General features: G+C 66.9%; 20 protein-coding genes. 5 read left to right on the forward strand and 15 right to left on the reverse strand.

Translation table 11 applies throughout. The features are described from left to right. Positions 1 to 11 precede the first annotated feature (11 nt). The 12 genes from N5J73_RS15820 to N5J73_RS15875 all read right to left on the reverse strand — a co-directional run bounded on the left by N5J73_RS15820 (position 12) and on the right by N5J73_RS15875 (position 11073). Positions 12 to 896, reverse strand: coding sequence for an arginase family protein (locus tag N5J73_RS15820; protein ID WP_049446821.1), 885 nt, complete (start codon positions 894 to 896; stop codon positions 12 to 14). A gap of 3 nt (positions 897 to 899) precedes the next feature. Next, a complete protein-coding gene (locus tag N5J73_RS15825) occupies positions 900 to 1964 on the reverse strand; it encodes a GNAT family N-acetyltransferase (RefSeq protein ID WP_049446819.1) in 1065 nt (354 codons plus the stop codon). Positions 1965 to 1992: 28 nt separating this feature from the next. Further along, a complete protein-coding gene (locus N5J73_RS15830; RefSeq protein WP_006425764.1) occupies positions 1993 to 3393 on the reverse strand; it encodes an aminotransferase class III-fold pyridoxal phosphate-dependent enzyme in 1401 nt (466 codons plus the stop codon). A gap of 64 nt (positions 3394 to 3457) precedes the next feature. Further along, positions 3458 to 4171: an MtnX-like HAD-IB family phosphatase gene (locus N5J73_RS15835; protein ID WP_099588541.1), complete on the reverse strand. Its 714-nt coding sequence runs from the start codon at positions 4169 to 4171 to the stop codon at positions 3458 to 3460. Positions 4172 to 4338: 167 nt separating this feature from the next. Next, a complete protein-coding gene (locus tag N5J73_RS15840) occupies positions 4339 to 5547 on the reverse strand; it encodes a DegT/DnrJ/EryC1/StrS family aminotransferase (RefSeq protein ID WP_049446816.1) in 1209 nt (402 codons plus the stop codon). A gap of 10 nt (positions 5548 to 5557) precedes the next feature. Beyond that, positions 5558 to 5956: a DMT family transporter gene (locus tag N5J73_RS15845; RefSeq protein ID WP_049446815.1), complete on the reverse strand. Its 399-nt coding sequence runs from the start codon at positions 5954 to 5956 to the stop codon at positions 5558 to 5560. After that, complete coding sequence (locus N5J73_RS15850; RefSeq protein WP_049446814.1) at positions 5953 to 6312, reverse strand: EamA family transporter; 360 nt, start codon at positions 6310 to 6312, stop codon at positions 5953 to 5955. The genes N5J73_RS15845 and N5J73_RS15850 overlap by 4 nt, the downstream gene beginning before the upstream one ends. Position 6313: 1 nt before the next feature. Continuing rightward, positions 6314 to 7150 (reverse strand): alpha/beta fold hydrolase, encoded by an 837-nt coding sequence (locus N5J73_RS15855; protein ID WP_164078503.1) that lies wholly within the window; start codon positions 7148 to 7150, stop codon positions 6314 to 6316. 79 nt (positions 7151 to 7229) lie between these two features. Beyond that, positions 7230 to 8609 (reverse strand): sensor histidine kinase, encoded by a 1380-nt coding sequence (locus N5J73_RS15860; RefSeq protein WP_049446810.1) that lies wholly within the window; start codon positions 8607 to 8609, stop codon positions 7230 to 7232. After that, the gene (locus N5J73_RS15865) at positions 8606 to 9289 is read right to left on the reverse strand and encodes a response regulator (protein ID WP_049446809.1); all 684 of its coding nucleotides are present in this window, start codon (positions 9287 to 9289) and stop codon (positions 8606 to 8608) included. Before N5J73_RS15865 ends, N5J73_RS15860 begins: the two co-directional genes overlap by 4 nt. A gap of 133 nt (positions 9290 to 9422) precedes the next feature. Then, on the reverse strand, positions 9423 to 10550 hold the full coding sequence (locus N5J73_RS15870; RefSeq protein WP_049446807.1) for a metallophosphoesterase: 1128 nt from the start codon (positions 10548 to 10550) through the stop codon (positions 9423 to 9425). A gap of 73 nt (positions 10551 to 10623) precedes the next feature. Then, on the reverse strand, positions 10624 to 11073 hold the full coding sequence (locus N5J73_RS15875) for a helix-turn-helix domain-containing protein (protein WP_049446805.1): 450 nt from the start codon (positions 11071 to 11073) through the stop codon (positions 10624 to 10626). A 76-nt stretch (positions 11074 to 11149) separates the two neighbouring features. Between N5J73_RS15875 and N5J73_RS15880 the strand changes: the two genes are divergently transcribed. Next, complete coding sequence (locus N5J73_RS15880; RefSeq protein ID WP_049446803.1) at positions 11150 to 12364, forward strand: MFS transporter; 1215 nt, start codon at positions 11150 to 11152, stop codon at positions 12362 to 12364. A gap of 95 nt (positions 12365 to 12459) precedes the next feature. On the opposite strand, the gene N5J73_RS15885 is transcribed toward N5J73_RS15880, so the two are convergent. Continuing rightward, complete coding sequence (locus N5J73_RS15885) at positions 12460 to 13875, reverse strand: GGDEF domain-containing protein (RefSeq protein WP_049447011.1); 1416 nt, start codon at positions 13873 to 13875, stop codon at positions 12460 to 12462. A gap of 286 nt (positions 13876 to 14161) precedes the next feature. Here N5J73_RS15885 and N5J73_RS15890 point away from each other — a divergent pair, with 286 nt between their 5' ends. Then, positions 14162 to 16411: a TonB-dependent siderophore receptor gene (locus N5J73_RS15890; RefSeq protein WP_049446801.1), complete on the forward strand. Its 2250-nt coding sequence runs from the start codon at positions 14162 to 14164 to the stop codon at positions 16409 to 16411. A gap of 45 nt (positions 16412 to 16456) precedes the next feature. Here the strand turns inward: N5J73_RS15890 and N5J73_RS15895 are convergent, their stop codons facing one another. Continuing rightward, entirely contained in the window at positions 16457 to 17383 is a 927-nt protein-coding gene (locus N5J73_RS15895; RefSeq protein WP_005408676.1) for a hypothetical protein, read from the reverse strand. Positions 17384 to 17604: 221 nt separating this feature from the next. Between N5J73_RS15895 and N5J73_RS15900 the strand changes: the two genes are divergently transcribed. Then, positions 17605 to 18585: a cation diffusion facilitator family transporter gene (locus N5J73_RS15900; RefSeq protein ID WP_049446798.1), complete on the forward strand. Its 981-nt coding sequence runs from the start codon at positions 17605 to 17607 to the stop codon at positions 18583 to 18585. A 38-nt stretch (positions 18586 to 18623) separates the two neighbouring features. Here N5J73_RS15900 and nfi read toward each other — a convergent pair whose 3' ends face one another. Continuing rightward, positions 18624 to 19298 carry a deoxyribonuclease V gene (gene nfi / locus N5J73_RS15905; RefSeq protein ID WP_049446796.1) on the reverse strand — a complete coding sequence of 225 codons (675 nt, stop codon included), beginning with the start codon at positions 19296 to 19298 and terminating at the stop codon, positions 18624 to 18626. Positions 19299 to 19392: 94 nt separating this feature from the next. On the opposite strand from nfi, the gene gpmA reads away from it, so the two are divergent. Together gpmA and N5J73_RS15915 are read left to right on the forward strand one after the other, a co-directional pair. Further along, complete coding sequence (gene gpmA, locus N5J73_RS15910; RefSeq protein ID WP_019337589.1) at positions 19393 to 20142, forward strand: 2,3-diphosphoglycerate-dependent phosphoglycerate mutase; 750 nt, start codon at positions 19393 to 19395, stop codon at positions 20140 to 20142. 211 nt (positions 20143 to 20353) lie between these two features. Beyond that, positions 20354 to 22447: a M13 family metallopeptidase gene (locus N5J73_RS15915; RefSeq protein ID WP_049446795.1), complete on the forward strand. Its 2094-nt coding sequence runs from the start codon at positions 20354 to 20356 to the stop codon at positions 22445 to 22447. Positions 22448 to 22497: the final 50 nt, after the last annotated feature.

Here is a 22497-nt window from a genome sequence, read left to right on the forward strand (position 1 = left end):
TACCGACGCGCTCAGCAGGCCGTCGGCACGGCGGCCATCGCCGCCAGCAGTTCGCGGTTTACCTGCTGGTGCCGCGCCTGCCAGACGGGAAGGTCCTCGGCGCTGATGTCGGGCTGGCCATCCAGTGACGACAGCCAGCGCTTGAAGCGGCTCTGGTAGTTGGCCAGCGACACTTCGCCGGTGATGTCACTCCCGACCAGGCCGCCGGCGCGCAGTGCTTCGATCACCACCAGTGCGTGTTCCAGCTGCAAGCGGCCCTGGTCCCAGTTGCTGCGGGCGACGTCCTCGGCGAACACATCCTTGTCGATCGACAGGTAGGCCGGCTGCGGCGATTTGGCCTGCTCGGCGGCGAACGCGGCGACCAGTCCCTCCGGATGTTCGAAGCGTCGGAATGCACGGCCCATGCCGAGGCGGTGGCCCCAGCCCACGTCCACATCCATGCACCAGTAGGTCAGCCGCCCGCCCATCAGCGGGCGCCAGTGGTTTTCCCAGGCGTGGCCCAGGCCGATGTCACTCGAGGTGATGCCCAGCACGTGGATGTGCGAGATCTGCGGCAGCTTGCTGGCGGCATTCACCCACGACCCGCAGTGCATGCCGAACGGAAAACGCATGTTGTCCGGATGGTTGTCCAGCACCACCAGCTGGAAGGGCTGCTGCGGGCGCATGCGCTGCAGCAACGGCAGGCTGAGGTGGTGGAAGTCGCCACTGCCGAGCATGACCGTGCCGAGCTGCGCGGGCAGCGGCGCCAGCACTTCAGTGGCGAAACGGTCCAGGGTGGCATTGCTGCAGGCAAAGCGCAGTGGATCGTGCCACTGCGGCAGGGCCAGGGTCTGCGCCTGTGGCAGCGGCAATACGCCACCGTCCAGGTCCAGGATCAGCGGGGAACGCAACGGCATCGTTCAACCGCCTCCATCCGGTTCGCCCTGCAGATGCGGCGCCAGCTTGCGCAGGGCAGCGCGCAACAGCGGGGAGCGGGCGTGGATCGCGTGCCGGGTGGAGGTGAAGCGGGCGCCCAGCTCGGCCTTAATCCGCGAATCGGTCCAGCCGGCCACGTAGTGGCTCAGGCCGTGCTGCAGCGCGTACTCGAGGTTGTGCATCCAGCTGACCGCGTACAGGTTGTGCTCGCGCGACTGCGGATAAGCCAGGCCAATGTACTTGTCCACCAGCTTGCCGGCATGCACGTAGCACAGGTTCCAGCCGATCAGCTGGCCCTGGTGGCGGTACAGGAACATCCGTCCCTGGCCCTGGCCGTCGGCCAGCAGGTACTGGAAATAGGGCAGGTCGAGCTGGTCGAAATGCACCGCGCTCTGCGCATACACGCCCAGGTACAGTGTGTACAGTTCGGCCTGCAGCTGCGGGTCGGCCAGGGCCGGATCACCGGTGGCGATGCAGTCGATCTGCAGGTCATCACGCGAACGGAGCTTGCGCCGGATGTTCTTGCGGCGCGAGGACGACAGGCGGCCGAGATAGCCATCGAGCGAATCGAAATCGATCGCCACCCAGGCCAGCGGCATGCCTTCCAGTTCGACGAAGCCGCGCGCCAGCAATGCCTGCAGGAAGGCGCCGCTGTGTGCGTTGGCGGCATCGTCCAGCAGCGGTGAATCGATGGCCAGGTCCTTGACCACCAGCAGGCGCGTATCGCCGATCGCGTGGCGCGCCACGTCCTCGGCCAGCACCTCCGGCGCCACGTGCGTCGGCAACGGGGTGTACTCGGTGCTGGTGGCACCGACGAAGCGCGTCTTCCAGGTGATCCATGGCCGCCACAGGCGCGACAGCGGCAGGCCGAGCAGCCTGCCGCGCAGTTCGTCGTCCATCGTGGTGGTCAGGTCCAGCGGCGCACGGAAGGTCGGCAGGCCGCTGGGAAGGCGGCCCGCCTCGAATCCGAGCGGCGGGTGGGCCAGGAAGCCCTCCAGCAGCGCAGCCGGTTCCAGCGCGGTGCTGGATGCGCGTGACGTCATCTCCATCGGCACGGGAACCGGCAGCGCATCGACGTCAGCCCTTGGCCTTGGTCAGCGCCTGATCGAGCAGAGTGATCGCCAGGTCGATCTCTTCGTAGCTGATGTCCAGCGACGGCGCGAAGGTGATCACGTTCTTGTACCAGCCACCCACGTCGAGCACGAGGCCCATGCGCTTGCCGTCATGCAGCAGGTCACCGGCCAGGCCGATGTCGACCATGCGATCCAGCAGTTCCTTGTTCGGGGTGTAGCCGTCGGTCTGGCAGATCTCGGCGCGCAGGGCCAGGCCCAGGCCGTCGACGTCGCCGATTTCCGGGTGGCGCTTCTGCAGGCCACGCAGGCCGTCGAGGAAGTACGCGCCCTTTTCCGGCACGGTGCGCTCGTAATCCATTTCCTTGCCCAGCTTCAGCACTTCCAGGCCCAGGCGGGTGCCCAGCGGGTTGGAGTTGAAGGTGGAGTGGGTGGAGCCCGGCGGGAACACGGTCGGGTTGATCAGCTCTTCGCGCGCCCACAGGCCCGACAGCGGGTTCAGGCCGTTGGTCAGCGCCTTGCCGAACACCAGCACGTCAGGGGTCACGCCGAAGTGCTCGATCGACCACAGCTTGCCGGTGCGCCAGAAGCCCATCTGGATTTCATCGACCACCATCAGGATGCCGTACTTGTCCAGCACGCGCTTGAGGCCGGTGAAGAAGTTGCGCGGCGGAATGACGTAGCCGCCGGTGCCCTGGATCGGCTCGACGTAGAACGCGGCGTATTCGGCCTGCCCGACCTTGGGATCCCACACGCCGTTGTACTCGCTTTCGAACAGGCGCTCGAACTGCCACACGCAGTGGTCGGAATACTCGTCCGGGGTCATGCCCTTCGGGCGACGGAAGGGGTACGGGAACGGGATGAACATCGCGCGCTCGCCGAAGTGGCCGTAGCGGCGGCGGTAGCGGTAGCTGGAGGTGATCGACGACGCGCCCAGGGTGCGGCCGTGGTAGCCGCCCTCGAAGGCGAACATCAGGCTCTTGCCGCCACGCGCGTTGCGCACGATCTTCAGCGAGTCTTCAATGGCCTGCGCGCCGCCGACATTGAAATGCACGCGGCCGTCGAGGCCGAACTTCTCGTGCATGTCCACGGCAATGGTCTTGGCCAGCTGCACGCGGGTCGGGTGCAGGTACTGGCTGGCGACCTGCGGCAGGGTGTCGATCTGGTCCTTCAGCGCGTCGTTCAGGCGCTTGTTGCTGTAACCGAAGTTGCAGGCCGAGTACCACATCTGCAGATCGAGGTAGGGCACGCCCGCACCGTCGAACATGTAGCTGCCTTCGCCGCGCTGGAAGATCTTCGGCGGGTCGACGTAATGGACGGTATCGCCGAAGGAGCTGTAGCGGGCTTCGTCGGCCAGCAGCTGCGCATCGGAGGCAGCGGCGTCGGCGTTCTTGTCAAAAATGTTCATGCAGTTCGGTTCCGTGAAGGACGTTCGAAAGGGGGCAACGGGGAGCGGGTCTGGAAGGGAGTGTTCAGGCGGTGGCCAGCAGGGGCAGTACGATGGGCTGCGGGCTGGCGTCGAAATGACGTGGCTGCAGCAGGCTGCCATCGAGCAGGCGCGGCAGCAGCGCGACTGCATCGTGGAAGGTGTCGATGGCGGCGTGTTCGATGCCGGCCTTCGTGCAATGGGTGATCAGGCGGCGCTTGGCGAACACGAAGTCGGCATCTTCGGAGACGCAGAAGTCCGAGCTGCCATCGCCGATCATCAGCACGCGCGGTGCTTCGTTGGCGCGCGCCTGCGCAGCGCAGGTGCACTTGCAGGTGCCACTGCGGCAACCTTCGGCCTGGTAGGGCGATTCCAGTTCCCAGTGGTCCCCGCACCAGCGCAGGTGGTTGGCCACCACCGGCAGTCGCGACAGACCGTGGTTGGCGAGGATGCGGTGGATCGCATAGTCCAGGCCATCACTGACGATGCGCAGCGGCACGCCCAGTTGTTCGGCGCGGCTGACAAAGGCGGCGAAGCCCGGATCGATCTGTACCTGATCCAGGTGGGCGTCGAGCGTGGCCGGGTCCAGCTTCAGCAGCCTGACCTGGCCCTGCATGCATTCACGCGAGCCGATCTTTCCCGACTTCCACTGCTCTTCCAGTTCCTGCCAGCCCGGCTGGCCGTACTTCTCCAGCAGCGAGTCGATGACATCTTCGAGGCTGATGGTGCCGTCGAAGTCACACAGGATGCTCCAGCGCATGGGCAGGTCCGTCGATGAAAGAAACGTCCGGCGCGATGCCGGGGCAGGCTCAATGTAGGCAGGCAGCCTTTCTCGTTCCTTTCCTGTTGAAAGCCTTCATTTCCGGGCGGGGAAAGCGTTCAGGAATGATCTTTGTGAATGGGCCGATTGCCCGGGAATACCCGCTTTCAGAGCTGCGCGTCAGCCAATGCCTGCAGAATTTCTGCGGTCTCTTCACGGGTCTGCCAGGCGCTGTTGCCAAGGGTCAGCATGCGTGCGGCGAAGTCGCGCGCGTTGGGCACGTCGGCCTGCGGCACGATGCCTCGCAGATAGGCGTAGTCGGGCAGGGCATGGATGAACATGCGGCTGGCGCCGAGACCGCGTGGCCACAGGTTCTTCAGCGCAGCATCGCGCGCGCGCTGGCTGGGCAGCAGCAGCATCAGCATCGGCCAGGTGCCGCCGGTACCGGCCAGCCCATCGACCACGTCCACCGCCGGCAGCTGTGCCAGCTGCACACGCAGCTGCAATGCACGCAGGCGTCCGGCCTGCAGGAAGGCAGGCAGCCGCCGCGCGGCATGTGCGCCGATGTTCTGCCGCCACTGGCTGACCCGGTGCTGCGGGATGTCCAGCGGGAAAATGTCACCGACCGCTTCTTCCAGATCGCCGCGTTGCAGTGCACTGCGCAGTGGATTTCCGTACACCAGCGACAGCAGCGAGGGTCGATAGCAGGCTGCGAGCCCGAGCAGCTGCACACTGCGAAGCAGCTCCCAGCGCAGGCTGAAACGCACCTGTTCGGCGGCATGTTCGGCCAGCGCGGCGCGCAGTTCGTCGTCGCGGCTGACCAGCAGGCCGCCTTCGTGAAGGCTCAGCCCCTTGCCGGCGGCCAGGCTGAAGAAACCGATGTCGCCGCGCAGGCCGACACTGGTGTTGCCAATCCGTGCACCGAGTGCCTGTGCGGCATCTTCGATCACCCAGGCACCGGCGCCGCTTGCGACCTCGCAGGCCAGCTCGACGTCGGCGATGCGACCGCCCAGATGGGTGGGCAGGATCGCCAGCGTGCGCGCATCGGCCAGACGCCTGAGCTGGCCGGGGGCGAAGTCGAAATGGTCGCGCCGGGTATCGCACAGCTGCACCCGCAGACCCAGGCTGTGCACCGCGATCGGCACCAGCGGGCACGTATAGGCCGGCATGATTACGGTGTCGCGCTTTGGTGCACGCTTGCGCAGCGTACGCAGCGCGATCAGCAGTGCATGGGTACCGGAGCAGGTCAGCTGCAGAGGGGGTGTGCCGAGCTGGCTGGCCAGGATGTCGCGCAGGTTGCCGCCACCGGGAAGGAAATCGCTGGCCTGCATCGGCAGGCCCGCCGTCGGTGGGAGCTCGCGCGCGAACAGGCTCATCGTGGTGCGCTCACGACGTGCTTTCGGCCGGGCTGTGCGGGTCGTCGGCCTCCGCGCGGCCGAGGCAGACGATGCCGGCCACGATCAGTACTGCACCGAGCAGATGGTGCAGGGTCAGCGGCTCGTTCAACAGCCACGCCGACAGCAGCAGCACGCTGATCACTTCCAGGTGCGAGGCGGCGAATGCGGGGCCGATCGGCGCATGCCGCAGCAGGCTCATCCAGGTAAAGAACGCACCCACGTAGCCGAGGATGGCGCCGTACACCCACGGCTGCGACAGCACGCGCAGCAGCCACGCGGTGTTGGCCTCGACCGGCAGCGCGGCATCACCGGCGTACTTGAAACACAGCTGGGCCAGCGTGTCGAAGGCCATCAGCAGCGGGAAGCCGATTACATACAGGCGCCTCATGAGCCAGCTCCCACCACCGCCACGCCTGCGGTGACCAGCAGCATGCCCGTCACCCGCAGCGGCGTGAGCTTCTCCCGGAACAGGAAGCGGCCAGCGATCATCAGTGCGACGATGTTGATCGAGCCCAGCAGCACGCCCTTGGACAGCGGAACCAGCGACAGGAACGCGATCCAGGCGACGAACTCAAGCACATAGCAGGCGATGCCGATCCACAGCCAGGGACGGCTGAGCATGTGTTTCCAGCGTTGCAGTCCTTCGCCTTCCTGCGGATCGCTGGCGGCGGCCTTGAAGGCGAGCTGGCCACCGGTATCGAGTACCACATTGGTCAGCCACAGCAGCGTGGCGAGTGCCCCCATTTCAGGCCACCGCCTTGAGGACGCCACTGCGTTCACCGATCTCGGTGAAGAAGCGCGCGCTGCGGCGGATCACGTCGCGGCGTTCGCGGTCGATGGTGATCATGTGGTAGCTGTCTTCCAGCACCACCAGTTCCTTCGGGCCGCTGACCCGCGACATCACCAGTTCGGCATTGCCCATGCTGGCCACGTCGTCTTCGCGTGCGTGCATCACCAGGCACGGCGCGGTGACCTGGTGCAGGTGGCGGCGGGTCCAGTTGCTCAGGGCGCGCATCTCGGCCAGCGCGTGCCAGGGGTTGCCCGGAAGGCCGGCCGCCGCGCTGTCGCCGGACAGCATGGCGGCACTGACCTGCGCACGCAGTCGCTCGTCACGCAGGCCGTAGGGCGGTTCTTCCATGAACATGCGGTCGCGGCCGATGTTGAAGCGCTTGAACCACGGCAGCAGGAACGAGAGCCGGGCCACGGCGGGGATGTTCCAGCCGTCGTAGCGGAAAGTGGCGCCGTAGACGCCGACCCCGGAGATCCACTCCGGGCGACGTGCAGCCAAGACCAGCGACAGCACCGCGCCCATCGACAGGCCACCGACGAACAGCTGGTCGACCTTGCCGCGCAGGGTTGCCGCCGCATCTTCCACGCCCTGGTACCACTGTTCCCAGGTGGTTGCCAGCAGATCATCCACGCTGCCGCAATGCCCGGGCAGCTGCACGCCGTGCACGGTGAAACCGGCGTTGTTCAGGCCCTTGCCCAGCATGCGCATTTCCGCGGGGGTGCCGGTCAGGCCATGGACCAGCAGCACGCCCTGTGGGCCACCGGGGAGGAAGAAGTCGTGCGATTCGGTCACCTGGCGGCTCCGTGACGGCAGTGGGGATGGCAGGATCGCAAGCGCGATTTTCGCCAGCCTTTCAGCGCCCCGGACCGGGTCAGGGCGCCTTCAGCAGCGGCAGCGTGATGGCGACCTTCAATCCGCCGCCGGGGCGGTTCAGGAAGCTCAGGCGGCCGCCGAAGTGCTCCACCGCCTCGTGCGCGATGGCCAGGCCGAGGCCGGTGCCGCTGGCAGCGGTGCCCGGTGCCCGGAAGAAGCGCTCGCCCAGCCGTGGCATCACGTCGTCGGGCACGCCGGGGCCGTTGTCTTCCACATACAGTTCGACATCATTGTCGTCCAGCGCGTGCACGCCCACCGTGACGGTCGCATTGCGGCCGGCATAACGCAGGGCGTTGTCGATCAGATTGTCCAGCGCTTCCTGCAGCATGGCGCCGTTGCCGAGTACACGCAGCGGATGGGGGCTGCCGCGGTAGCCGAGGTCGATGCCATCACGGATCGCCTCCGGAACGCGCGTGCCGACCCACTGCGGCACCAGCTCGCATAGATCCAGCGCCTCCACGGTATCGGGCACGGTCTGCGCCCGGCTCAGCGCCAGCAGCTGGGTGCTGACCCGGGCAGTGCGCTGGTTGAGCCGGCGGATGTGCTGCAGTGCCTCGCGCACCGTATCGGGGTCACCATGTGCCAGCGCCTGGTCCACGTGCAGGGCCATGCCCGCCAGCGGCGAACGCAGCTGATGCGCGGCATCGGCGATGAAGCGGTTCTGCAACGTGATCATTTCCGCCTGGCGGGCAAACAGATCATCGATGGTGCTGATCAGGGGCTGGATCTCCTCCGGCACGTCGGCATCGGAGATCGGTGCCAGTTCGCCGCGGCGCTGCGCCAGGCGGGTCCTCAGCGGGGTCAGGATGCGCAGGCCGTAGGTCACGCCGAACCAGACCAGCGCCGCGGTACCCAGCGCCAGCATGGTCATCAGCGGGATGATGATCATCAGGATCTCGCGCGCGCGCTGTCGGCGGTCGGCCATGCTCTCGGCCACGGTCACCGCCAGCTGGTCCTGCGGATCATTCATCGCCTGCGTGCAGACCGTGGCCATGCGCACCTGCTGGCCATTGAGGTTGCCGTCGTACAGCGCCGGATGCACACCGGTGCAGTCCTGCGAAGGGGCGTACGGGCTGAAGTCGGCATTGCCGCTGAGCGTACCCATGCGGCTGCTGTCAACGTTGAAGTAGCGATGGCCGTCGGGGTCGTACTCGATCAGGAAGCGTGCCTGCGGCGACAGGTCGCTGGTCACCGGCATGGTGCTCAGCATCTGCGCGAACGAATGCGTGTCGTCGATCAGGTTGCGGTCGTGGATGCGGTTGGAATAGTCCAGCGCAACGTAATAGGCCAGGATCGTGTTGAAGGTGAGCAGGCCCAGCATCGGCAGCGCCAGGAAGGCGAGCAGGCGCCGGCGCAGGCTGGGCGGTCCACTGATCACGAGGCGTTTTCGTCCTGCGCGTCTTCCAGCATGTAGCCCAGCCCGCGCACGGTGCGGATGCCCATGCCGCCGGGTTGCAGCTTGCGGCGCAGGCGGTGCAGGGCGATGTCCAGGCCGTTGTCGGTGAGGTCCTGGCCCCAGTCGCACAGCGCTTCCACCAGTTGCGCGCGCGACACGATGCGCTCGGCGCGAACCGCCAGCGCGGACAGCAGGCCGAATTCCCGCGCGGTCAGTTCCAGTGACTGATCGTCGATCCACACCCGATGCCCGGCCAGGTCCAGGCGCAGGCGACCGATGCGCAGATCCGGGTTGCCATTGCTGGTGACCCGCCGCAGCTGTGCGCGAACACGTGCTTCGAATTCGTCCAGTGCGAACGGCTTGACCAGGTAGTCGTCGGCGCCGAGGTCGAGCACACGCACGCGCTCGGCCAGGCCGTCACGGGCGGTGACCACCAGCACCGCCAGGCCATCGCCGCGCTGGCGCAGGCGCTGCAGCACGTCGCGACCGTCCAGCTGCGGCAGGCCCAGGTCCAGTACCAGCAATGCGTACTGGGTCGAGCCCAGGGCAGCGTCGGCGTGCGCGCCGTTGTCGACGTGGTCGACCACATGGCCCTGCCGGCGCAGCGAGGCGCACAGGCCGGAGGCGATATCCGGGTCGTCTTCAGCAATCAGAACGCGCATGCGCGGGGCTCCTGTAACAGTCAGGCCCACCGGATGGACGGGGCGGGCCTCTCTCGGCTGCCGAGGGTAGCCGCAAACCGGGGGAAGGTGGAGCGCGCCGCCGCCACCGGGCGCGGCCGCGCTTTCCGTCCATTCAGTCCTGCAGGCCGGGCTCGCCCTCCGCCAGCGGCACCCGCGAACCGTCCAGCAGACCACGGCTGAGTTTGCCATCTTCGATGAACAGCAGTTCGCCGTTCTCGCCGTTCTTGATGCTGCTGTCGATGGCGATCACGCGGTCGCCATGGAAGCTGCTGACGTGCGGCATCGAAGTGTGGCCGACCACGATGCGCGCGAGCTGCAGGCGGTCGAGCACGGCCTGCACACCCGCCGTGTCGAGGCGGCCATCGAAGTAGCCGCGGTACCAGATCGGGCTGGTCTTGCCGTCATACAGCGGCGCGGTGGCCGGGTCGGCCTTCACCTCGGCCTTGGGCAGGCCGAGCGAGGCCTGGTAGGCCGCGTTGGTGCGCGCCGGGTCCAGTGCCAGCTGTACTGCTTCGGGCGAGATGCCGCCGTGCAGGAACAGGGTATCGCCGATCTTCAGCAGCACCGGGCGGGTGCGCAGCCACTGCCCGATCACCGAATCGGCACCGTACAGCTGCGGGTAGCTGCGGCCCAGCAGCTGGGCGCTGCGCAGGTACTTCGGATTGACGTAGCGCAGGTCGTCGTACAGCACCATGGTCTCGTGGTTGCCGAGCACGAAGTGCACTGCGCCACCGGCGGCGGCGGCCTGCTGCTGCAGGCCGTACAGCAGCCAGAAGGCCTCGGTCACCTGCGGGCCACGGTCGAACACATCGCCGGCGATGACCAGGGTGTCCTTGCCCAGCGCCCAGCGGTCCTGTGCGTCGATGACCTGGTGGGCACGCAGCAGGCGCACCAGCAGCCCGTACTGGCCATGGATGTCGGACAGCGCAACGATGCGCGGCACGGCCGGCAGCACCGAGACCGAAGGTGCATTCGGGGCAGCCACGTGCACCGTGTGCTCGTAGCCGCAGCGCGGGGCGATATCGGTACCCGCGGCCTGCGTAGCAAGCGTGTGCGACTCGACCTTGTCGTCGCAGATCCATGTGGCCTGCAGCCGGTCGCCCTGGCGGAACACATAGGGACCATCGGCCTGCACGTGATCGGCGGGCGCGGCAACCTCGCGGGCCTGCGTGGTTGCTGCGGCGCAGGCCAGCAGCGGCAAGAGCAGGGCGGTCAGCAGGGAAGGGCGATCGCGCGACATCGGCGGCATCCAGCAGCGGAAAGACCCGATGCTAACCGGCGCGGGCGTTCGTCGGTGTGCGCGAATGGGCGGGTCAGGTGTCGCGCCCGTCATCCCTGAGCTTGCGTACGCGGGTGGCGATGGGCTGAAGCGGCTGGTCGTCGCGCCCGCGCGGCTGCATGTAGGGCAGCGGCCGCCGCGTCGCCAATTCGATCAGCTGTGAATGGGCTTCGCCTGCACCGAAGCAATGGCACTCTCCCCACTGGCGCAGTGCGACCAGCAGCGGGAACAGTTCCTGGCCAGCGGCGGTCAGCACGTACTCCTGGTAGGCCGATCCATCGGAGGCCGGCTGCAGCTGCAGGATGCCGGCCTCGACCAGCCGGCGCAGGCGGTCGCTGAGGATGTTGCGCGCCGCGCCGAGGCTGCGCTGGAAATCTCCGAAGCGGGTGATGCCGTCGAACGCGTCGCGGATCACCAGCAATGCCCAGCGGTCACCGAGCAGGTCGGCACTGCGGGCTACTGGGCAGGGGCTGTCGGCGTGCATGCTGGTATCTCCGAATGTGGTTGCAGTTTAAAACCAATGGCGATAGCCTGCATCTGGTTTCAAATTGCAACTACAAATGAGTGCCGCATCTCTTCCACGCCCGCTGCTGGTCCTGCTTGCGATTGCCGCCGGTGCCAGCGTTGCCAATATCTACTACGCGCAGCCGCTGCTGGACCCGCTTGCACGCGCCTTTGCGCTGGACCGGGCCGTGGCCGGCGCGGTACTGGCGGCCACCCAGGCCGGTAGCGTGCTGGCGCTGCTTGGGCTGCTGCCGCTGGCGGACCGCAGCGACCGGCGACGCCTGCTGCGGCTGCAGCTGATTGCACTGGTGCTGGCCCTGTTGTGGCTGGCGGCGTCACGCACGGCGAGCTGGCTGTTGTCGGGCATGCTGCTGGCCGGCTTGCTGGGTACCGCGCTGACCCAGGGCCTGATCGCCTATACCGCAATGCTGGCACCGCCCGAGCAGCGCGGTCGCATGGTCGGTGTGGTGCAGGGCGGCGTGTTCATCGGCCTGCTGCTGGCGCGCGTGGTGTCCGGTACGGTGGCGGCGGCCTTTGGCTGGCAGAGGGTCTACCTGCTGTCAGCGGTGGTGATGGCGGTGTTGGCGGCGCTGCTGTGGCGGCGCCTGCCCGCAGTACCGGTGCCGTCGGTCCCTCCACGCTGGCGCGAGCTGCTGGGCTCGATGCTGGGCATGCTGCGTCGCGATCGAACGCTGCGCGAGCGCGGGCCGCTGGCATTGCTGCTGTTTGCAGGCCTCAATGTGTTCTGGGCGGCGGCACCCTTGCCGCTGTCCGCACCGCCGCTGCACTGGTCGACGGCGACCATCGGTGCGCTCGGCCTGGCCGGCGTGGTCGGTGCGCTGATGGCAGCGCGTGTCGGCCACTGGATGGACCGTGGTTTCACCCATCGGGTCAGCCTCGGTGCGCTGTTGTTGATGCTGGTCGCGTGGTGGCCGCTGCTGGGCCTGCCGCAGTCGCTGTCCTTGCTGCTGCTGGGTGTGGTCGTGCTCGACCTCGGCGGCCAGGCACTACATGTCTCGAACCAGGCACTGCTGCTGCGTGCACCGGCAGAACAGCATGGGCGCCTGGTGGCGTTGTACATGCTGTTCTATGCGGTGGGCAGTGGTGCAGGCGCGGCGGCGGGGCCCTGGATGCAGGTGCGGCATGGCTGGCCCGCCGTGTGCCTGCTGGGTGCAGGCATCGCGTTGCTGGCGCTGCTGTGGTGGGCAGCGTGGCGGGTGGTGGCGTTCAATGCATCGGCTGGCGCGCGAACCGGTAGAGTCGACTGTTAGTCGACTGCTCTTCCGTCAGCTTGCAAAAAAACCTGCGCTGCGCGCGATAGTCGACTGGCAGTCGACTCTACCCCTGGGTTGCCGTCCGCGTCGGGCTACCGCTGCAATGCCCGCCGTCCCGGTGCTTCCTGTAGTGCCTCGCTGGCCACCACCACGCGGTTGCGGCCGCTGCGCTTGGCCTCGTACATCGCGGCGTCGGCACGTGCCATCAGCCGCTCGTAGTCCGGATGACCATCGTGACCGGCCACGCCGATGCTGGCGGTCAGCTCCAGCACCTGACCATTGGCCAGCGCTACCGGCGACTGTGCGATCTGCCGGCGCAGGCTCTCGGCGATCACGGTCGCCTGCGATTCGCTGGCGGCCACCAGCACCACCACGAATTCTTCGCCGCCATAGCGGAACAGGTAGTCGCTGCCACGCGTGAGCTGGCCGAGCAGGCCGGCCACGTGCTGCAACGCGCGGTCGCCGGCATCGTGGCCATGGCCGTCGTTGATTGCCTTGAAATGATCCAGGTCGAGCAGCAGCAGCGAGAACGGTGTGCGGTTGCGCGTGGCCAGCTCGATTTCCCGACGCAGCACGGTGGGCAGGAAGCGACGGTTGAGCAGGTTGGTCAGCGCGTCGCTGCCGGCATCGAGTTCACCGATGCGCTCGAACAGCAGTGTCATCAGGGTGCGGATGGCGGCCAGGTCCTCGCGGATGGCCGGCAGCACCGCCAGTCGCTGTGCCGGGGCATCGCCGCTCGCGCGCTGCAGGTGGCCGTCAATGCGGGCCATCAACTTGCCCACCTGCTGCGTTTCGCTGCTCTCGCCGAAGCTGGGGATGCCCTTGTGGGTGAACCACAGGCCGAACTCCGAGGTGGCCAGGCTGGCGTTGTCGCTGGCCTGCACATGACCGGCGAGTGCGTACAGCAGGGCGTTTTCCCAGTCCAGCAGCAGTGCACGCTGGCGCTCTCGTTCGGTACCGACGTTCTGTACCAGCGAGAACAGCCGGTAGGCGGCGTCGGCACGGGTGGAGCGCTCGCGCGCATGGGTATAGGCCAGCGTCATGCCTTCCATGGCGATGTCCATGATCGCGCTGAGGCAGGCGATGGCAGCGAATGCGGTCGCGCTGTCGGGTGCCTCGTCGCGCAGGCGCACGAACAGCTCGTGCTTGAGCACGCGCGCACCGCGGGTGACCAGGTCGACCGGGATGCCGACCCGCGCATGTACGTCGCCGATCACCCGCTGCGAGGCGACGGTGGTGGCGATGCCGGAGGCGTCAGTGGTCAGCAGTTGCACCAACCAGCGCTGCATGGCCGGCTGCAGGCGCTGCTTGACCTGGTCGTGGGACAGGAAGCGGCGTGCACGCCCGTCCTGCAGCAGCACTTCATAGAAGCGCTGGGCCAGCGCGGGTGGGGCATCGGTGGCAGCGCACTTGAGCAGCGCGGTGGCGGCAGGGCCGGCCTGCAGCAGGCACTGCTGCCAGGCCTCGGCCAGCGGCTGGCTGGCATCGTCCAATTGGGGTGGTTCCACGTCGATCTCTGACTGCGTACGCCAAACCACGGGTATCGGCCGCGACGGCGTACGGTTGATGGCGGGTTAGCCGGCCAGTTTACGCGCGGTGCAGGGTTGCACGGTGCGCAAAGCACATCGCCATGGCTGCGGCAATGAGCGAACGCATTTGAGAATCAATCGCATTGGTGGGAGAATGCGCGCACGGATCGGGCCGCAGGCGACTGCAGCGACGCTCCGCCTCCCCCTCGTCGTTGCCTCAAGCCCTTTGCCAGAGGCCCCGTAGCCCTGCCAGAAGGTCCAGATCATGTCTCCTGCCGTTGTCCTTTCGCCGCGCCCGCTGGCGCTTGCCGTTGCCGCCCTGCTGGCGGGAAGCGCCCTGACCGCCCAGGCCGAAACCGAGGCCACCGATATCGACACGGTGCACGTCACCGCCTCGCAGATTGCGCGCCAGGCGTTGGGCACTTCGACCATCACCGCCGAGGACATCGCCAAGCGCCCGCCGGCCAACGACATCGCCGAGCTGCTGCGGACCATGCCGGGCGTCAACCTCACCGGCAACAGTGCCTCGGGCCAATACGGCAACAACCGCCAGATCGACCTGCGTGGCATGGGCCCGGAAAACACCCTGATCCTGGTCGACGGCAAGCGCATCGGCGCGCGTGATGCCGTGCGCATGGGCCGCAGCGGTGAGCGCAATACCCGCGGTGATACCAACTGGGTGCCAGCGGAAATGATCGAGCGCATCGAAGTGCTGCGCGGCCCGGCGGCGGCACGCTATGGCTCCGGTGCGTCCGGCGGCGTGGTCAACATCATCACCAAGCGCCCGACTGGCGACCTGACCGGTGCGGTCGACCTGTACGGGCTGGTGCCCGAGCACAGCGCCGAAGGTGGCAGCGAGCGTGTCGGCCTGCAGCTGAGTGGGCCGATGACCGACACCCTGTCGTTCCGCCTGTACGGCAATCTCAACAAGACCGACGCCGACTCGCTGGACCTCAACCGCCAGTACGCCACCAACCCGAACGCAGTGCCGCCGGCTGGCCGCGAGGGCGTCAAGAACCGCGATGTCAACGCGCTGCTGCGCTGGGACGTGACCGCCAACCAGGTGGTCGAGTTCGAGGCCGGCACCAGCCGCCAGGGCAACATCTATGCTGGTGACCGCGCGGTCAGCACCACCGGCACTTCGACCGGCATCGATCTGGCCGCCCTGGCCGAGGACAAGGCGGAAACCAACCGCATGTACCGCAACACCGGCGCGATCACCCATCGTGGCCGCTGGGGCGATGTCACCTCGCGGGTGACGGCCGCGGTGGAAGCGGTGAACAACTCGCGAATCAACGAAGGCCTGGCCGGTGGCCCGGAGGGCAGCTTCAACGGCACCGACTGGTCGACCTCCCGCCTGCGCAACTACCAGCTGGATGGCGAAGTGAGTTTCCCGACCACGCTGGGCGGTGCCGAGAACATCTGGACGCTGGGCTTCGAGTACCTGGACAGCCGCCTGACCGACCCGTATTCGATGAGCCAGTCCAGCAGCAGTGGCGGCGGACTCCCGGGATTGTCGGCCGATCGCGCGCGCGGCAAGTCCGACGCGCAGACCACCGCCGTGTTCGTGGAAGACAATATCTACCTGGGTGAGCGCTGGATCGTCACCCCGGGCCTGCGCTTCGATCATCACAGCCAGTTCGGCAACAACACCAGCCCCAGCCTCAATGCGCAGTTCCGCATCAACAGCGACTGGGTGGTGAAGGGCGGTATCGCCCGTGCATTCAAGGCACCCAACCTGTACCAGTCGAATCCGGACTATCTGTATTACACCCGTGGCAATGGCTGCCCGAATGCACTGCCGAGCCTGGGCGCCGGCTGCTACATGCGCGGCAACGCGGACCTGAAGGCGGAAACCAGCCTGAACAAGGAACTGGGCATCGAGTGGGCACCGCAGAGCGGCTGGCAGGCGTCGTTGACCTACTTCCACAACGACTACAAGGACAAGATCCAGGCCGGCTACACCCAGATCGGCCTGACTGCCGACACCAAGGGCCGCATCTTCCGCTGGGAGAACGCGCCCAAGGCGATCGTGCAGGGGCTTGAAGGCAACCTGGTGATCCCGCTGCTGGGTGAGCAGGGCAACCGCCTGAAGTGGAGCAACAACTTCACCTACATGGTGGAGAACGAGAACAAGCGCACCGGCCAGCCGCTGTCGGTGATTCCGAAGTACACCGTCAACACGATGCTGGACTGGCAGGCCACCGACAGGCTGTCGCTGCTGCTGACCGGCACGTTCTACGGCAAGCAGAAGCCGGCCACTACCAACATCAACAATGATCCGCGCTGCACCGGCACCTGCGACCCATCGATCGCACTGCAGGATCGCGGTGCGTACAACATCTGGGGCGTGAGCGCGCGCTACAAGGTGACCGAGACGGTCAGCTTCGGCTTCGGCGTGAACAACCTGGCCGACAAGCGCCTGTTCCGCGAGGCCAACAGCAGCGATGCCGGCGCGGCGACCTACAACGAGCCGGGCCGCGCGTACTGGGCCAGCCTGCGCTTCGGGTTCTGACCCGATGAGGCCTGCGCCGGGGCGTTCCCCGGCGCAGCCTGAAGGCTACTTCACCTGCCGGCAATCGCGCAGGTGGACGCCACCGGTGTCCATCTTGTCGACCACGCCTTCCAGTTTCACCCAGTCGTTCTCGCGCAGGGTGGCGCCCAGCGCCATCTGATCCGGCGCGAGCGCACAGTGCACGGTGAAGTTGGCGTTGTTGTCGTCGTTCGACTGGCGCCCGCCGATGCCACCGATGCCCTTCATCTTGGTGACCAGATAGCCCACCTCGAAGGTCTTGGCAAAGCGGTTGGGCTGGGCGGTGTACACCTGGCCATCGATGATGAAACGACGGCCGAAATACTTGACGAGCAACGGCTGGTACATCGCATCGGTATCCGGCGGGGTGCTGGTGCCGGAGAACAGCGCCCTGAGCGGTGCGGTGTTGATTTCCCGCTGCAGCCGCTTGGCGTCCTTGCCCATTTCGGTGGACATGCCGACCGCAGTGGCCTGGATCGGCTTGTCGAAACCGCTGGAGACACGCACGGCTTCCGCGATCGCCTCGCCTTCGGGGCCGGTCTTGAGCTTGTCCAGCCAGCCACACAGCGCGCTGCGTGCGTCCTCTTCCTTGGCGGTCTGCCCGCGTGACAGCTTGGTGCCGACCACCACGTTGCCGCCATTGGAGGCGGTGATGATGCTGACCAGCGGCATCTTGGTGTCGGTCTGCAGCACGTACATCTGGCCTTCGGTCTCGGTGATGACATCTCCGCTGACGAAGTTGTTGCCCTCATCAAGCGCTGCCTTGCGCAGCTGGCCCAGGGCGCTGCGGGGCTTCAGGCCGGGGAGGGTGACTTCGGAGGTGAAGAACTGGCCATTGCGGGGATCGCCTACCGCCTGGAAATTCTGCTGGCAGGTCTTGGCCGAGGCGCTTGCGGCCGTGCCCAGCGCGCAGGCCACGGCGACGGCGACCCAGGGGGTCTTGGTAGTCCACATGTTCCGGATTCCTTGTGCTTGGGTGTCCATTGCGGGCCGCAACGCCGAAGCGGTCTGGCTGCCCGTTCCCCATCCAGAGGGGATGTGGTCATCATAGTGTGGCCCGGCACGGGCGCAAGCTGCGGCGAGCCGCGACGTGCAGTCTGCAATGTTATAAACACCGTGATAGTTTCCCCACGGCCGCCGGCGTAGCCTGCCTCCATCGCAAAGGAGCTGTTGCCATGGGCCACGACCACGATCACCTGCCATCCGAGATCCGCCACGAGAAACCCCTGTGGTGGGCGCTCGGCCTGACCTCCACCTTCCTCGTCGTCGAGGTGGTGGGCGCGTTCTGGACCAACAGCCTGGCGCTGTTGTCCGACGCGGCACACATGGCCACCGACGCGCTGGCCCTGATGATCGCGCTGGTCGCGGTGCGGCTGAGCCGGCGCCCGCCGGATGCGCGTCGCACCTACGGCTATGCGCGCCTGGAAGCGCTGGGCGCGATGATCAACGGTGCGATGCTGTTCGTGGTCGCCGGTTACATCCTGTGGGAGGCTATTGGGCGTTTCCGCGAGCCGCAGGAGATCGCCTCATCGGGCATGCTGGTGATTGCCGCAGCGGGCCTGGTCATCAATCTGATCTCGATGCGCCTGCTGCAGGCCGGCAGCGGCGAGAGCCTCAACGTGAAGGGCGCCTACCTGGAAGTGTGGGCGGACATGCTCGGCTCGGTGGCGGTGATTGCGGGTGCGGTGCTGATCCAGTTCACCGGCTGGAAGCCGATCGATCCGATCCTGGCGGTGCTGATCGGCCTGTGGGTGTTGCCGCGCACCTGGGTGCTGATGCGCGAGGCGATCAACGTGCTGCTGGAAGGCGTGCCCAAGGGCATGGACGTGGCCAAGGTGCGCGACAGCCTGTCCAGCCATGCCGCGGTAATGGACGTGCATGACCTGCACGTGTGGGCGCTGGCCTCCAGCACGCCGGCGCTGACCGCGCATGTCGTTACGCGCGACGGCACCGATGCCGATGCGCTGCGCCGTGAGCTGAGCGGGCGCCTGCACGATGAATTCGGCATCGAGCACGTGACACTGCAGCTTGAAGCGGACCACTGCGGCGAAGCCTGTGGTGAGCCGGCGCCGGTGAAGGGCGGCGAGCATGAGGGCCATGAAGGTCATGACCACGGCGAGGACGCGCAGGGCCATCGCGGTCACGTGCATCGCTGATCGAAGATGACGCGCGTGCCGGGAGATGCCCGGCGCAGCTATTCGTCCCGACGTGAAGCCAGCCGATCCGCCAGCCGGGTCGGCTCCGGCAGCCGGTAACCGCGCAGGGTGCGCTGCACCCAGTCCAGCGCGGTATCGGCACTGACCCGATGGCCGCCGGCCACGAACAGCGGCTTGCAGCGCACCTTGCTGCGCAGCACCCAGCCGAGCTGCTCGTCACCGTCCATCAATGGCGTATGCGCGCCTGCTTCGGCACCTGGTTCGACGAACCGGCCCACCAGTTTCGACTTGGCCACGCCGATGCTCGGCAGGTCGGTGACCACGCCCAGATGCGCGGCCACGCCCAGTCTGCGCGGATGGCTGATGCCGTGGCCATCGACGAACACCAGATCCGGCGCCCGCGGCAGCAGCGCCAGCGCGGCCAGCAGTGCCGGCAGTTCGCGGAAGCTGAGCAGGCCGGGGATGTAGGGCATCACCGTAGGAATCCGCGCGATCTCCTGCGCCACGGGCTGCAGCGTCTTCGCATCCAGCAGCACTGCCGCGGCGCGGGTGATCGCGCCGTTGTCTTCAAAGCCGACATCCAGCCCGGCCAGCCAGCGCACGTTGCGTGGCAGGCGGTCCTGGCGTTCCACGCCGCCGGCAAGCAGGGTCTGCTGCGCGCGGGCAGTGGCGACGCTGCCTTCCCAGCGTCCGGGGTCGATCACCGTATTCATTGGCCACAGCATCGCATGCGCGGTGCCACGGCCCGGTGAGCGGCGCCCGGGGCTACAATGGCGGCCTGCCTTTCCTCGCGTTGGAGACCCTGCAGTGACCCGTAAACTCGTACTGTTGCGCCATGGCCAGAGCCAGTGGAACCTGGACAACCGCTTCACCGGCTGGGTCGATGTCGACCTCACCGAGCAGGGGCGCCGGGAAGCGGCCGCCGCCGGTCGCCTGATGCGCGAGGAAGGCCTGCAGTTCGACGTCGCCCACACCTCCGTGCTCAAGCGCGCCATCCACACGCTGCAGGGTGCGCTGGCCGAACTGGAGCAGGACTGGCTGCCGGTGAACAAGTCCTGGCGCCTCAACGAGCGCCACTACGGCGGCCTGCAGGGCCTGGACAAGGCCGAGACCGCCGCCAAGCACGGCGAGGACCAGGTCAAGGTGTGGCGTCGTTCGTACGACATCCCGCCGCCGGCCATGGACCTGGAAGATCCGGGCCACCCGATCCATGACCGCCGCTACGCCGGCCTGGACCGCAACGCGCTGCCGGGCACCGAATCGCTGGCGACCACCCTCGACCGCGTGCTGCCGTACTGGCATGACGCCATCGCGCCGCAGCTGAAGGACGGCAAGACCGTGCTGGTCACCGCCCACGGCAACTCGCTGCGCGCCCTGTACAAGTACCTCAACAACGTCTCGCGCGAGGAAATCCTCGAGCTGAACATCCCGACCGGCATCCCGCTGCTGTTCGAACTGAACGATGATCTGACCGTGCAGTCGTTCCGCTACCTGGGCGACCCGGAAGCGGCGCGCAAGGCCGCTGAAGCCGTGGCCAACCAGGGCAAGGCGAAGTAAGAAGCAGAAGGCCGGCGCAAGCCGGCCTTCGCTTTTTGTAGAGTCGAGCCATGCTCGACTGCTGTTGGCCTCTTGCCGCAAGCGCCATGAACCCGGAACCGAGAGCAGTCGAGCATGGCTCGACTCTACAGAAGGGCGTCCTGTGACCTTTGGCCGGTCCCTGTCGTGGGCGTCCCCGGCTACCCTGTGAAATTACCCGCAGGAGAGCCTCATGAACGTCCGCAACCTGGTCCCGCTGGGCCTGACCATCGCCATCGCTGCCTCGCTGGCGGCCTGTGGCAAGAATGAAACCGCGCCGGCGGCCAGCGCCGACGCCAAGCCGGCCTTCGACCTGTCGCAGATCAAGACGCCGCTGATCTCGCTCAACAGCGCCGACCTCGATCCGGCCATCTCGGCCTGTACCGACCTCAATGGCTTCGTCAACAGCAAGTGGCTGAAGGCCAACCCGGTGCCGGGCGACCAGACCACCTGGGGCAGCTTCGAGATCCTGCGCGAGCGCTCGCTGGAAGTGCAGCACGCGCTGGTGCAGCAGGCCGCCGCCAGCCAGGCCAAGGCCGGCTCGGTGGAAGCCAAGATCGGTGACATCTGGAAGACCGGCAACGACGAAGCGAAGATCGAAGCGGCCGGCCTGGCACCGCTGCAGCCGCAGCTGGACAAGATCACCGCGCTGAACGACACCGCCGCCATCACCCAGTACCTGCGCGACAGCCAGGCCGAGGGCAAGGGCGTGCTGTTCTCGCTGTTCGCCAATGCTGATTACAAGGATTCGGCCAACGTCATCGCCTACGTCGGCCAGGGCGGCCTGGGCCTGCCGGAGAAGGGCTACTACTTCGACGACGCGCAGGCCAAGATCCGCGATGCCTACGTGGCCTATATCGCCCAGGTGCTGACCCTGTCCGGCGTGGACGCCGCGCAGGCGGCCGAGCAGGCCAAGGCCGTGATGGCCTTCGAAACCCGCCTGGCCAAAGCCTCGATGTCGCGCATCGAAATGCGTGACCCGGCCAAGCGCTACAACCCGCTCAGCGCCGCAGACGCCGACAAGCTGACCCCGAACTTCAGCTGGACCGCGCTGTTCGACACCCTGAAGGTGCCGGCCGCGCAGAAGTTCTCGCTGGCGCAGCCGGGCTTCTTCGGTGAAATGGACAAGATGCTCGCCGATGTGCCGGCCAGTACCTGGCAGGCCTACCTGCGCTTCCACACCATCGACGACGCCTCGCCGTACCTGAGCAGCCAGTTCGAGAAGGCCAACTTCGATTTCTATGGCACCACCCTGCGTGGTCAGAAGGAAATGCAGCCGCGCTGGAAGCGCGTGCTGGAGTCGGTCAACGGTGGCATGGGTGAAGCCCTGGGCCAGCTGTACGTCGATGCCGTGTTCCCGGCCGAGTCGAAGGTGGCCATGCAGCACCTGGTTGAAAACCTGTCGCAGGCGCTGAAGGCACGCCTGGAGCAGCTGCCGTGGATGGGCGAAGAAACCAAGAAGAAGGCACTGGAAAAGTGGGCCAGCTTCACCCCCAAGATCGGTTACCCGGACAAGTGGCGTGAGTGGACCGGCCTGCAGACCAACGGCGACAGCTACCTGGGCAACATGCAGGCGGCGCGTGCGTTCAACTACCGCTACATGCTGGACAAGATCGGCAAGCCGGTGGACAAGACCGAGTGGGGCATGACCCCGCAGACCGTCAATGCGTACTACAACGCGACCAAGAACGAGATCGTGTTCCCGGCGGCAATCCTGCAGGCGCCGTTCTTCGACGCCAAGGCCGACCCGGCGCTGAACTACGGCGGCATCGGTGCGGTCATCGGCCACGAAATGATGCACGGCTACGACGACTCGGGCAGCCAGTTCGCTGCCAACGGCAACTTCGACAACTGGTGGACCGACGCCGACCGCAAGGCCTTCACCGAACGTACCGACCAGCTGGTCGCACAGTTCGATGGCTATGAGTCGGTGCCGGGCGTGTTCGTGAAGGGCAAGCTGACCCTGGGCGAGAACATCGGTGACTTGGGCGGCCTGACCGTGGCCTACGACGCGCTGCAGATGGCGCTGAAGGAAGACCCGAAGGCGAATGTCGAAGTTGATGGCCACAGCCAGGACCAGCGTTTCTTCATGAACTGGGCCACCGTGTGGCGCCGCAACTTCACCGACGGTGAGCTGCGCGTGCGGCTGAACACCGACCCGCACGCGCCGGCCAACTTCCGTGCCAACGGTGCGCCGTCGAACATGCCGTCCTATGCCGCTGCATTCCAGTGCAAGGCTGGCGACGCGATGGTGCGTGCTGACGACAAGCGCGTGGTGATCTGGTAATCGATCGCACGTAACGCGTGATGCCAAAGGCCCGGCGAAAGCCGGGCCTT

This window comes from Stenotrophomonas sp. GD03654 (assembly GCF_029845105.1).
Lineage (GTDB): Bacteria > Pseudomonadota > Gammaproteobacteria > Xanthomonadales > Xanthomonadaceae > Stenotrophomonas > Stenotrophomonas africana.